Source organism: Rhodocytophaga aerolata, from assembly GCF_030503435.1.
GTDB classification, from domain to species: Bacteria; Bacteroidota; Bacteroidia; order Cytophagales; family 172606-1; genus Rhodocytophaga; species Rhodocytophaga aerolata.
The window spans coordinates 36,010-48,848 of sequence record NZ_JAUKPO010000019.1; the positions used below are offsets into that span (position 1 = coordinate 36,010).

The 12,839-nt window shown below is 44.1% G+C and carries 8 protein-coding genes; 5 read left to right on the top strand and 3 right to left on the bottom strand.

What is annotated here, in order from left to right:
- Positions 1-178: 178 nt before the first annotated feature.
- Together Q0590_RS24395 and Q0590_RS24400 are read right to left on the bottom strand one after the other, a co-directional pair.
- The gene (locus Q0590_RS24395; RefSeq protein WP_302040240.1) at positions 179-2,191 is read right to left on the bottom strand and encodes a thiol-activated cytolysin family protein; all 2,013 of its coding nucleotides are present in this window, start codon (positions 2,189-2,191) and stop codon (positions 179-181) included.
- A gap of 246 nt (positions 2,192-2,437) precedes the next feature.
- Positions 2,438-5,464, bottom strand: coding sequence for a tetratricopeptide repeat protein (locus tag Q0590_RS24400; protein ID WP_302040241.1), 3,027 nt, complete (start codon positions 5,462-5,464; stop codon positions 2,438-2,440).
- Positions 5,465-6,012: 548 nt separating this feature from the next.
- Between Q0590_RS24400 and Q0590_RS24405 the strand changes: the two genes are divergently transcribed.
- The 3 genes from Q0590_RS24405 (at position 6,013) to Q0590_RS24415 (ending at position 9,606) form a co-directional block, all read left to right on the top strand.
- Positions 6,013-7,101, top strand: coding sequence for a hypothetical protein (locus Q0590_RS24405; protein WP_302040242.1), 1,089 nt, complete (start codon positions 6,013-6,015; stop codon positions 7,099-7,101).
- A gap of 2 nt (positions 7,102-7,103) precedes the next feature.
- Positions 7,104-8,591, top strand: coding sequence for an MBOAT family O-acyltransferase (locus Q0590_RS24410; RefSeq protein WP_302040243.1), 1,488 nt, complete (start codon positions 7,104-7,106; stop codon positions 8,589-8,591).
- A gap of 382 nt (positions 8,592-8,973) precedes the next feature.
- Positions 8,974-9,606 (top strand): flavin reductase family protein, encoded by a 633-nt coding sequence (locus Q0590_RS24415; protein ID WP_302040244.1) that lies wholly within the window; start codon positions 8,974-8,976, stop codon positions 9,604-9,606.
- Positions 9,607-9,823: 217 nt separating this feature from the next.
- Here the strand turns inward: Q0590_RS24415 and Q0590_RS24420 are convergent, their stop codons facing one another.
- Entirely contained in the window at positions 9,824-10,006 is a 183-nt protein-coding gene (locus tag Q0590_RS24420; protein WP_302040245.1) for a hypothetical protein, read from the bottom strand.
- 366 nt (positions 10,007-10,372) lie between these two features.
- Between Q0590_RS24420 and Q0590_RS24425 the strand changes: the two genes are divergently transcribed.
- Positions 10,373-11,308, top strand: a complete 936-nt coding sequence (locus tag Q0590_RS24425; RefSeq protein ID WP_302040246.1) for an alpha/beta hydrolase — start codon at positions 10,373-10,375, stop codon at positions 11,306-11,308.
- Positions 11,309-11,413: 105 nt separating this feature from the next.
- The gene (locus Q0590_RS24430; RefSeq protein WP_302040247.1) at positions 11,414-12,751 is read left to right on the top strand and encodes an FAD-binding protein; all 1,338 of its coding nucleotides are present in this window, start codon (positions 11,414-11,416) and stop codon (positions 12,749-12,751) included.
- Positions 12,752-12,839 lie beyond the last annotated feature (88 nt).

Sequence of the window (12,839 nt, forward strand, 5' to 3'; positions counted from 1 at the left end):
AACCACCAAACACTATCAGCAACAACAGAAATGTAGAGAAGCAAAATGATTTTTTACTTTGCTTATTACTATTGAATGGGGTCAGAAAAATAAGGTAAAGCAGCTATAACTCATATATTAATTATAGCTGCTTTCGTATCTTCCACCATTTACCTAGATCATTTCACTAAATCAATTCTTACAAACCATATTTAGCATTCAATACTCTGGTTTGCTCGGCAATCTGGGCATCCGTTGCCGCCATTCCATAGGCCACTATCTCTCCAATTCTTACTCTGGTATAACTAGGGTTAACCGTTGGGCTTCCGGCACAAAGCATGGCTCCTTCATTACTTACCAGCGGCCGGGTTTTGGTTGGATCTTTTGCAATCAGCACGCCATTCTGGTATATAGACATTCCTTCTGTTTGGCTGAAGCGCAGTGCCATTACACTAAAGGCAGCAGAGGGCGCAAAGGTGCCATTTTCGGTATATACCTGCTCAGTTTTGTGACTAAACCTGAAGATTTGATTATTCTGAAAACCAATCATCAGCTGTTTCAAATTTTCATCATTGGTACCCATCATAAAATAGCCGTACCGGTTAGGCTCATTTACGATTGTCTGCCAGCCATTGGCCTCTTTTCTTTCCAGCTTTACCCGCTCTGGATAGGCTACCACGGCAAAAACAGTGTAATCAGTATTCGCAAAAACACCTCCTGAATAGGTTAAGCGGTGGTAGATGTCTTCGTTTATTCGTCCGGTATTGCCTCTGTAAAACTCCACAGCTGGCCGACCATTATTGAAGGCACCTGGAATAAACATAGGTCTGGACATGGGATCGCCTGCCACTGCACTGGCATGAAACTTATTATCCGACAGGTCTTGCCATTTTTTTACAACGGTACCTCTTTCTGTCCAGTCATCAGAGTCCAGGGAAATGGCATCAGTAGGCTGAAAATACCGGGTTTTCCCATCAGTAGCCAGGCAATCAGTACAGAATTTTCCTTCATTAAACTGGGTATTTCGTGTATCCAGGTCGGAAGCATCGTAGAACAAAATGGGTTTGCCCAGTGGGGTAGATAAAGGCAGGCAAGTTTTTACTTCATATTCAGTAGCCAGTTTTACGCTTACCACCTCTCTGGTTAAGGCACTGCGAACCACATAGGATACCGGTACGCCTGAGGCAATATCAGTGCTTTCGCCCAATAGTTCTACTAGTTCGCCAATATCGGCTTTCCCTATGGTAGATATAGTACTTTGCGAAGCACCCCCTAGCGCCATAACTTTTATCTGTAGATCACTTAGGTTTTCCAGGTACGAACCGCTTACTTCCAGATCCACACTATTCACGGCTCCATTGAAGGATGCATTAATGGCTGTTTCTATTTCCTGTGAACTAGAGGAAGATTCTATCAGCATATAATACACTCTGCCATAGGTAACATCAGATATAAAAGTAGCCGGATTGCCAGGTCCTACAAACTGGCTCAACTCTTCTGGCGTAACGTCGGGTGCAAAAAAATCATTGGCTGATGTTGGAATATCAAAACTTAAGGTATAAAACGATTGCTGTAGCTTAACAATGAAGCGGCTGTATTCTGACCCCTGACGGAAACTTAGACTGGTTGCTACCCCAACAAACTGCGTCTCTACATTTAACCCCAGGCTTAGGGCCAGTTGTTTCTGAGATTGTACCTGCTGGGCAGAGAAACTAAAATTGGCCGGTACCATCCCTGTGCTGGCACCTATAATTTTATTGGCTGCATCGGTAATCGTGGATTTTTTTACTTCATCCACGGTGAAAGCGGATAGTTCAGAGCCATCAAACACATTAATAGAGATGGTTCCTCCTGCCCGCTTAAGTGGAATAACGGAAGGGGAGGCATTTTTTAAGGTATTGCCTTGCAGCATATTGCCAGGGTAAATAACCGAGGCATTCGGGTTGAACAAAGGGAAATCGTCCGTTGCTTCTTCTACGCTGTATTTCTTACTGATACACCGCCAGGTAGTACCATCGCTGCGGGTTTCGGTGGTTTGCAGGGAGTCGGTTACTTGTTTTTTTTCTGAGACCTGCTCTGGAGCGCCACCAGTTTTAATAATTTCTGCAAATGTTTCTTTTACTAAAGGTGCTACCTGCTGATCATCTTTTTTACAAGCTATAAAAAATACTACCAGACTTACTGCCCAAATGATGTTGAATACTGTTTTCATCTTCTTATTACTTTGATTGACTTTTAGAGATTTTGCGGTTGGACTTTGGTGAAAAAGTACATTGCAAAGTCAATCATTTTAGCCTACAAGCACGTTAAGCTATGTTGCAAAAGCATTAACTTATGTTGCAGCGGGCAGTTATAGCCATAAAAAGAGAAGATTTAATAGATTTTTGGCCTCTTCCAGATAACAATGGGACAGATTTTATAAAAACTTAGGGACTTGCTAAAAAAGCTAGCAGGAAGGCTATTTTACTTTTAGCTCACTAGGCGGATAGCCATAGTATTCGGTAAAGCAGGTAGAAAAATAGGTGGAAGAGTTAAAGCCAGTCAGGTAGGCAGCTTCTGAAACATTATGTTGCCCATCTAACAATAATTCTTTAGCTTTTTGCAGCCGGATAATGCGGATGAACTGGCTTGCCGACTGGTTAGTTAGGGCTTTAAGTTTCCGGTGTACTTGCGTCCGGCTCATGGCTAGCTCGCTGCTAAGCTGCTCTATACTGAATGATTCATCAGAAAGATTGGCATATACTACTTCTTTCAATTTAGTAATAAAAATATTTTCGATGGGAGGAAGCGCAGCTGCTGGCTCACTGGAAACAGCCTGATTTAAATATCTACTTTGCAACTTTTTGCGTAAGGCAATCAGGTTTTTAATGCGGGCTTTTAGTTCCTGCGTGTTAAATGGTTTAGACAGGTAGTCATCTGCTCCGGTATCCAGGCCTTCTAGCTTACTTTCCAGCCCTGCTTTTGCTGTCAGGAGAATAACCGGGATATGACTGGTTTTTTCTTCCGATTTTAACAGCCGGCAGGTTTCATACCCATCCATTTCCGGCATCATTACATCAGAAATAATCAGATCAGGAATAATTTCGTTTGCTTTCTGTACGCCTTCTATTCCGTTCACCGCCTCTACTACCTGGTAACACCCCCAGAGGGCATGGGCAATAAACCGTCTGACTTCTTCATTATCTTCAATCACCAGAATAATTTCTGACGGAGGCTCTATGCCAGTTTCCATCAAGGCATCTGTTGCACTTTGTGCTTCAGCCATGAAAGGCTGCTCCTGTGTGTGTGGATGTAGCCATACCTGAGTTGCCGGCATAGGTTGCGCAGCCAATGGGGCATTGGTCGTAACAGGCAACTGAACAAGAAAGGTAGTGCCCTGGCCGGGCTGGCTACTTACCTCAATACTTCCCTGATGTATTTCTACCAGTTCCTTTGTAAGTGAAAGACCGATACCGCTCCCTTCAATATCCCTTACTTTTCCATTGGATGCCTGAAAAAAACGTTCGAATACAAACGGGACCTGATCTGACGGTATGCCGATTCCATTGTCTGCTACGGCTATCTGCAAGAAAGAACCTTTGCTGCCTGAAACCTGAGCTACACTAACCTCTACTCTCCCACCCTCTGGCGTAAATTTAAACGCATTAGCCAGTAAGTTACTCATGATTTTTTCCAGCTTATCCTCATCAAAATCCATAGGCAAGGAATCTACTCCGGAAGAGAATACCAGGGCAATATTCTTTTGTTCGGCTAAAGATAAAAAAGAGTAGGTAAGCCCCTTTAAAAACCGAACAACATCCTCTTGTTTCATCGTCAGACCAATGATACCCGACTCGATTCTGCTCAGGTCTAGTAACTGGTTAATTAGTAGCAGCAACCTGGATGCATTGTTTTTCACCATCTTTAGCAAATCGGCTTCTCTGCTTGAAGAACTGTATCTGTCCATCAGGCTTTCTACGGGACCTAAGATTAGTGTCAGGGGAGTACGGAATTCATGGGCAATATTGGAAAAGAACCTGGACTTGATCGCATGTAATTCTGCCAGTTTTTGTGCTTCAAACTGTTGTGTCTTAAGTTGCTCACTTAATAAGAGACGTTTACTTTTGGCTTTTGCCCGGTAAATCCTGAAAATCAGAAAAGCAAACACGAGGAAGGCTATTAAAGCTGCCAGCAGAATATATTGTAGCATGGTTTTTCGGCTGAGTTCGCTTTTTTGCAAGGCTGAGTCTTTGCTGAGCAAGGCTATTTGCTGCTCTTTTTTTTCTGTCTCATATCTGGTCTGCAATTCCAGGAGTTGCCTGGATTGTTCGGCAGTATAGAGGCTATCGTTGTCTGCAACAGACTTTTCAAGATAACTCAGGGCTTTTTCATATTCTTTGTTGGCTTTATAAGCTTGGGCAATCAGTTGATGAAACTTAAATATATACTCTCTGGCGCTGAGTGACTCAGCTAAGGATAAGCCTTTGAATGCTATTTGCAGGGCTTCTTCTGGGCGGCTCATAGCTGTGTATACCTTGGTTAGCCCTTCCCAGTTACTTAATAGCGACTCCTTCCATTGAATTTGTTGACCAAGCTCAACGGAACGGGTAAAGTGCTGCATAGCCACGGTATATTTTTTTTGCATCAGGTAGATTTCACCCAGATTGCTTAATACTGCTACCTGGCCTCTGTTATTGCTAATCTTCATAAATAACTTCTCGGCCTCAGCTAGTACGGTTACAGCCTCCGTATACTTCCCCATGTTCTTATAGAGAATACCCAGGTTATTTAACGAAGAAGCCAGCCCATAGTCATCATCAATTTGCCTGTAAAGCCGGATAGCTTTTTGCTCAAAAGCCTCCGCCTGTGTATATTGTTTTTGCTTTTTATAGATAATGGCTATCTGATCATAATCTGAGGCGACCCCTTGCTGGTTGCCCAGGCTTTCGTCTAATTTCAGACATTCAAAAAAGCTACTCAGGGCTTTTGTATAATCGCCCATACCTTGATAGGCTATCCCAGCATTGAGCAAGTTATTGGCCAGCTGAATACTATCCTGTAAAACCCGGTACAGCGATATACTCTGATTAAATTGTTCTAACGCCAGTGCATACGAAGAATTATTCAACAGACTAATTCCTGTTTTACTGGTGGCATTGGCAAGCCCTTTCTGGTTTCCATTACGCTGAAAATGCTTTTTTGCAGCCTGATAGTGTATAACTGCCTGGTTGTACCGGTTAGCTTTGTTGTGATAATATCCCCTAAACATTTCTCCCAAGGCTAATCCCTTTTCATAGCCAAGAGCTTGAGCAAGGGTTAGTGCCTGCTCAACTGTTGCACGTGCCCGGCTGGTATCCTGGTTGCCGTGAAATTGCCAGGCAAGTTCAACTAAGGTTTTTACCCGGCTGGTGTCCTGTGGCAATTGCTTAAGCAGCGTCTGAAGACTATCTATAGTGCCAGCCGGCTTCTGGCTATAGGCGTCTGAAACAAAAAGGGATACCACCATACAAACCAAAGCTAACAAATAGGTGATATAAGCGGGTAGACGATGTTGCATCTGGTGAATTTACTATAAATTTCTTCATGTACAGATGTGGTTTCGTCGTCTAGGTAACAAACTTTTTTCCGCACGTGGTGGCTAGTGGTGAAGTAGAATACAAGTGATGAAAAAAATGCAATACGGCTTTTCCAGTCAACCTTATGTGGATGTATTGTTGACCAAACTTACCTGTTAAAGGCTTGCCTCATTTTCTGATGGTTTCTTTTCCACCATCCATTTAAATGAACCTATTCCTGATTCCTTCCATATACTTTTCACTACACCTCTATCACCGGTACTGCTTATAAGACACAGCTTTAGCAAAGCAACCCGACAACCTGGAAACAGAATCGAAACTTAATTTATATGTTACTACATAAATTTTTTTTTGAGGAATAGTTTACTTTGGTATCACTTCGCCATTAACGATACCTAGCCGATAAATCACAGTTAAGATCCTCTCTTTAAAGTATTTACAAGTAGCATTTATTTTTTACAAACCACCTAATCAATTTATGAAATCATTTGCTTTAAGTAAAGCTGGCGGCGTAGCCCTGTTGCTCACACTGGCTTTTGTAATCGGCTGGGAAAGCTACTGGCGGAGCCAGAAGTTTGAGCTTTCCTACAACGACGATGAGCCCCTGTGGGCCTATCACCGGAAACAGATTTACGACTCTTCTCCTTCAGCCCCGGTACTTATTGGTTCTTCCAGAATTAAGTTCGGAATGGATCTGTCTACCTGGGAACAAATCACTGGAAAAGCGCCTGTACAGCTTGCCCAGGTGGGTACTTCTCCCCGTCTGGTATTGGATGATCTGGCTAATGATGCCAGTTTCCGGGGAACAGTGTTAGTAGGTGTTACCGAACCTTTGTTTTTTTCTCCTGCCGGTGGGCCGTTTGATAAACAAGCCCGCAGCAGCCTTGCCTATTATCCCAACTGGTCTCTGGCCCAGAAAGCCAGTTTTCATATTAACCAACTGGCAGAGTCGGCCTTCCTTTTCCTGGATGAAGAACGCTTTGCCCTGCGCTTCCTGCTCGACCGTGCAGCTATTACCAACCGGCCCGGTGTATTTGTGATTCCCCCTTTCCCAATAAAGTTTACCGTGAACGATTTTAACCGGCAAACCTTCATTACCGAAGACTTTGTGGCTAGTCCGCAGATGCAGGAAGAGCAAAAGCAGATCTGGTGGAATTTATTTACCAAAGCTCCCAAGATGGCTATGAGTGAACAAGATTTTGTGGCTATTCTCGATCAGGTAAAAGCAGCCGTGCACAAGATACAAGCCAGAGGGGGAAATGTATTGTTTGTCCGCATGCCCTCCGATGGCGACTTGTGGGCATTTGAGCAGAAAGTTTTTCCCAGAGAAAAATTCTGGAACCGGTTGCTGGCCCATACAGGTGCCAAAGGTATCCATTTTGCCGATTATCCACAGCTAGCTGGCATTCCTTGCATTGAATGGTCGCATCTGGCTCCGGCACAGGCGAAAGCATTTACCCGTGAATTTATTCCTCTTATGCAGCAACAAACCGGATGGCAGGTTCAATCAGCCCACGCAATTCCTGTTTCTGCTACTTCTTCTATCCCTACTTCAACATCCCGATAATCATGGTCTTTAATTCATATACCTTCATTCTGTTTTTTGGCATGGTACTGCTGCTGCACTACCTGCCTTTCTCCTGGAAAACAAAGAAAATTAACTTGTTGCTGGCTAGCTACCTCTTTTATGCTGCCTGGAATCCTCCTTTTGTTATCCTGCTATGGCTTTCTACCCTGGTAGACTATTCTATGGCGCTATTATTGGGCAAGCAGGAAAATCCCGGTAAGCGGAAGGCGCTGCTTTGGGTAAGCCTGGCCGTAAACCTGGGTATGCTGGGTTTCTTTAAATATGGAAGTTTTCTGCTGGATAATTTCACCGGACTGATGTCCGTACTGGGCATAAATTATCATCCGGCAAAAATGGATATTATTCTACCTGTCGGCATTTCCTTCTATACTTTCCAGACCCTTTCCTATACCCTGGATGTATACCGCCGCCACATACGTCCGGAGAAATCGTTGCTGGACTTTAGTTTGTTTGTTACCTTCTTTCCACAACTGGTTGCCGGTCCTATTGTGCGCCCGCAGGAGTTGATGCCACAATTTAAAACGCCTCATCAGGCAGACAGACAAAAATTTACCTGGGGATTATTCTTACTAACCTTAGGTTTGTTTTTAAAAGTAGGCGTAGCAGATGGGTTGTTAGCCGATACGGCTGATACCGTTTTTGGAGTGCCTTTTCCATTGCATCCACTGGATGCCTGGGCGGGCGTTTTTGCTTTCTCAGCCCAGATATTCTGTGATTTTGCCGGATATTCTACCGCCGCCATTGGTGTTGCGCTAACGCTTGGTTTTACTATGTCAGATAATTTCCGCTATCCGTATGCAGCCATTGGGTTCTCGGATTTCTGGCGGCGCTGGCATATCAGCCTTTCCACCTGGCTTCGCGACTACCTGTATATTCCGCTGGGCGGCAACCGCAAAGGTCCGGTCCATACATACGTAAACCTGATGATTACTATGCTGCTGGGCGGCCTCTGGCATGGGGCAAACTGGACTTTTGTGGTATGGGGCGCCTTACATGGGTTATACTTATGCATAGAAAAAATCATACAGGAACGTTTGTTTAAAAATAATCCCCAGCTTACTAAGCCTGCCCTAGCAAATCAGGTGATACAGAAAGCTTCCGTCATTCCCGACATTCCTATCAGCCGGAACATTGCCCGGTTTGGGTTGGCGCTGATAACCTTTATGGTGGTGAGTATTACCTGGGTATTTTTCCGGGCGGCAGATTTTGGTACAGCTATGCGTATTCTGCTGGCGATGTTCGGCGTAATTCCTGTTCAGATCCCTGTACTTACTACCGTTGCTATACTAAAAGTAGCGGTTGTTACCGTAGCCTTACTTGGCAGCCATTGGTTCATGCGGGATAGCGCTCTTTCCAAACTTGCCGGAAAGTTGCCCTGGTGGGCTATAAGCTTAGTATGGGCTGGTATGCTTATTCTATTACTATTGACACAAAAAAGCAGCGGTTCCTTTATTTATTTCCAGTTTTAATCTTTGTCTGCTTATTGCCAGGTAGCTTTTTCCAGGTTCTGGTATGGCCTTTTCTGGATAGCTGCCAATAAAGAACAGCGTGAGGTACATAGCTTTGTTGGTATACTCAGGTACCACAAGCTATGTACCTTTGCTTTTGCAGGAAATTACCCTTTCCTAACAACCTTATAAAAATACCCGGAAACCTGATACACCAACGTATGAGTGCTGACAAGTAAAAAAGGGATAGCCGAAAATAAAACAATGCAGGCTAGAATTGGTTTGCCCTAGTATAAAGCCATTTGCCTGGCTGCTATTTAACACAAAGCATCAATAACCCCTTAAAAAGAGGACGCACAGCAATTAATAACCCTATACCTATCTCTAATTCCTATTATAGCCCATGAAATTAACTTCAGCAGACCTGCTAACTTTAGACCAACGGTACCGGACCACCCTAATTAATTCTCTGGCCGGGCATAAGCAAGCCGTGCTGGTAGGCACAGCTTCCATACAAGGAATAAGCAACCTGGCTATATTTAACTCTATTGTCCATATTGGAGCTAATCCTGCATATTATGGGTTTATTTGCCGGCCCGACACAGTAAAGCGGGATACTTTGGAAAATATTGTGGAGACAAGCAGCTATACATTCAATTATGTACGCAGCCAGGATTTCGAAAAAGCACACCAGACTTCAGCCAGGTATGCTGCCGGGGTATCAGAATTTGAGGCAGTGGGATTTAGCTGCGAATGGAAAGATGCCATCTTGGCTCCTTTTGTAAAAGAAGCTATAGTGAAAATAGCCCTGAAGCTGGAAGAGAAAATACCTATTCAACTAAACAATACCCTGCTTATAGTAGGCAGCATTCAATATATTGAAATAGCCGATACGATTGTTGAAGAAGATGGCTTTGCAGCTCTGGAAAAAGCATCTGTATTAACTTGTGCAGGCCTGGATGCATATTATGAGCCAAAATTGGTAGGACGGTTGTCGTATGCCAAACCAGACAAATGGCCCTCCTTGATCCGCTAGCTTTTCTGGCAACAAGTACCTTCTACCTGCCTTAACTTAGTATTCCTCGTGGATAACAGCAAGCCAACCTGACTACGGCATTTTGCTGAGTTGGTCTAGCTACATAGGGTTTATAGTTAAGCAAACCTGTATATAAGTTTGCTCCTATTCATCAGACATCCGGCAAAGGTAGGTTGGAAGCTGGCAGGATGCACCCTATTTCCGGCAAGGCCAGTAGTTACTTCGCAAAGCTGTTAATCTGGTCTTCGAGGGCCTTTAGTCCATCCTGCAATTTCTTCGGATCTTCTTCCGGCTTCATCCTTACCATTCGGTTGAGTTGGGTGGCTAGCCTGTTAAACCTGCTTTTCAAGGCAGTTAGCCTTACCGGGTCGTCTGCTCCGACTATTTTAAGTTTTATCATGAATATTTCTTCTTTTTCTTGCAATATACAACCATTTTATATCTTCTAAACGTGTAGACGAGAAATGTCACAGTTGGCCTTACACTTTTCTACTGGGTAGTTGTGTTGCAATAAGGCATGTACGCAGGACTATAAACAAGACTTAGATTATTTACTCAGCCTTGAAACTAATCTTCCGGAAAGCTTACTTGCTGACAACGAAAGAAATAGTATGTTGAAACAGATCACTTCCCGCTTGTATGTTTTTAACCTATCGCTGCACTCTTTTACCAAAAATTGCCTGCCACGGAAGAAGAACTATAGCATTTTAAAGCAACTATGCGATAGACTGTGTATATTTCCTTTTTTTCTGCAAACGATACACCTATGCTTACTTCTGCTGTTAAACGAACTTACTTCCCTATCTTATTTTTTTGGATTGTATGCAGTGTGGGAGTAACCCTCCCTTGCCGGGCTCAAATACCCGAGCGGATAAAATCCATTTTTCCTGCGTCTACGGTTTTTCACGCAGATATAGCCTATGCCAATGATACGCTAAAAAAACACCTGCTGGATATATACCTTCCGCCACAAGCCAAGGGCAAGCTACCCCTGGTTATCTGGGTACATGGCGGCGGGTGGATGACCAACGACAAATTTGCCGATATGGGCTACATGAAGCAGACAGTGAAAGGTTTTCTGGATAAAGGCTATGCCCTGGCTTCCATCGATTACCGCTTTAGCACCACGGCTCCCTTTCCTGCACAACTACAAGACTGTAACCAGGCTATAGAATTTCTTTACCAGAATGCTGCAAAATACAACCTGGATAGAGAGAAAATAGCCTTAGCAGGTTTTTCTGCCGGAGGACATCTGGCTACCTTGCTGGCGCTGGCAACAAATCAGACAGTACCCGGGTTTTATGCAAATCAGAAAAAGCCTTCGTTTACCATTAAAGCGGTGCTTGATTTTTATGGCCCCTCCGATTTGCTAGCTTTTTCCAGCAGCCCGGAAATGCTGAAAGCTGACAATCCCATTTCTTTGCTGCTCGGCGCATCGCCAATAAAACGGCCCGACCTGGCCAAAACGGCGAGCCCTATCAGCTATGTAGATAAAAATGATCCTCCTTTTCTGATCATTCATGGGGAGAAAGATGAATCGGTGCCCTATACCCAGTCTGTGCTCTTGCAATCGTATCTGGATCAGGCAAAAGTTAAAAATGAATTAATTATTGTAGAGGGTGCTCCCCATTATGGCGAAATGTTTGACCAGGAAAATATACGCACCAAAGTATTCCAGTTTTTAGATACCTATTTAAAGTAAGTACCGGAAAGCAACCAGTATGCTTTCCTCAAAAGTAGATGCAGATACCGCTATACCAGCTACAGTTAATTTATCCATTATTCCACCCATTGACTAGCAAATCCCATGAAAAGAAGAACATTCCTGCAAGTATCTTCTGCCATAACCGGCGCTGAACTGCTGCCTTTATCTAAATGGATGCCCGACGAAAAACTTAAAAACTGGGCTGGCAATATTGAATACAGCACTGATAAGGTCTATTATCCTAAATCGGTAGCGGAGGTGCAGGAAACAATAAAAAAATACCCGAAACTAAAAGGTCTGGGCACCCGCCATTGCTTTAACCGGATAGCCGATAGCCAGCATCACCTGCTTTCTACCAGAGAATTGAATAAAGTACTTTTCCTGGATACCAATGCCCGCACAGTGACCGTAGAAAGCGGAATTAAATACGGTGAGCTTAGCCCGTATCTTCATGAAAAAGGATATGCCCTGCACAACCTGGCCTCTTTGCCTCATATTTCCGTAGCAGGTTCCTGCACCACAGCTACCCATGGCTCAGGGCTTACCAATGGCAATCTGGCTACTGCCATCGTTGGGCTGGAAATGGTTTCAGCCGATGGTACTGTTCACAAGTTTTCCAAAGAAAAGGATACCGAAAAATTCAACGGGGTGGTTGTTGGCTTAGGGGCTCTGGGAATTGTCACCTCTGTAACACTTGCCATCCAGCCCACTTTTGAGGTGCAGCAATATGTATTCGAAAGCCTGCCCATGCAAGAGCTAACGGCCAACTTTGAGGCAATTATGGGTGCCGGATACAGTGTAAGCTTGTTTACCGACTGGCGAAACAATTCTATGAACGAAGTATGGATAAAAAGCCGGCAGGACCAACCTTTTAAAGCTACACAAACGTTTTTTGGGGCAAAAGCGGCCACCAGAAATTTACACCCCATTGCTGAACTTTCAGCAGAGCATTGCACCGAACAAATGGGTGTACCCGGCCCCTGGCATGAACGCCTGCCCCACTTCAAAATGGGCTTTACCCCCAGCAGCGGCAAAGAATTACAAGCAGAATATTTTGTACCCCGCCAGCAAGCCGTAGAAGCCATCCTGGCTGTGGCGCGGCTCGGCAAGCAAATTAGCCCACATCTGTTTATTTCTGAAATCCGCAGCATTGCTGCCGACAACTTCTGGATGAGTCCTTGTTACCAGCAACCTAGTGTGGCAATTCACTTTACCTGGAAACAAGACTGGCCCGCCGTGAGTAAACTATTGCCGGTTATAGAAAAAGAACTAGCTCCCTATAAAGCAAAACCACACTGGGGTAAGCTATTCACCATGCAGCCAAAGGCCCTGGCATCTGTTTACCCAAAACTTCCTGATTTCAAGCAACTTATTGCTACCTATGATCCGACCGGTAAATTTGAAAACGGCTTCTTAGCCACCAATCTTTTCGGTAAATAGAGAAAGGTATATCAGCGGGAAGGCACTTGTTACCTAAGGCATGTAGCCCTCTTATAATTTCCAGTTCCACTGGTCTTTTTTCGTAGAA

Excerpts from the sequence above, each read along its gene's own strand:
- Q0590_RS24395 (WP_302040240.1), bottom strand. The coding sequence starts at position 2,191 with ATGAAAACAGTATTCAACATCATTTGGGCAGTAAGTCTGGTAGTATTT.
- Q0590_RS24400 (WP_302040241.1), bottom strand. The coding sequence starts at position 5,464 with ATGGTGGTATCCCTTTTTGTTTCAGACGCCTATAGCCAGAAGCCGGCT.
- Q0590_RS24405 (WP_302040242.1), top strand. The coding sequence starts at position 6,013 with ATGAAATCATTTGCTTTAAGTAAAGCTGGCGGCGTAGCCCTGTTGCTC.
- Q0590_RS24410 (WP_302040243.1), top strand. The coding sequence starts at position 7,104 with ATGGTCTTTAATTCATATACCTTCATTCTGTTTTTTGGCATGGTACTG.
- Q0590_RS24415 (WP_302040244.1), top strand. The coding sequence starts at position 8,974 with ATGAAATTAACTTCAGCAGACCTGCTAACTTTAGACCAACGGTACCGG.
- Q0590_RS24420 (WP_302040245.1), bottom strand. The coding sequence starts at position 10,006 with ATGATAAAACTTAAAATAGTCGGAGCAGACGACCCGGTAAGGCTAACT.
- Q0590_RS24425 (WP_302040246.1), top strand. The coding sequence starts at position 10,373 with ATGCTTACTTCTGCTGTTAAACGAACTTACTTCCCTATCTTATTTTTT.
- Q0590_RS24430 (WP_302040247.1), top strand. The coding sequence starts at position 11,414 with ATGAAAAGAAGAACATTCCTGCAAGTATCTTCTGCCATAACCGGCGCT.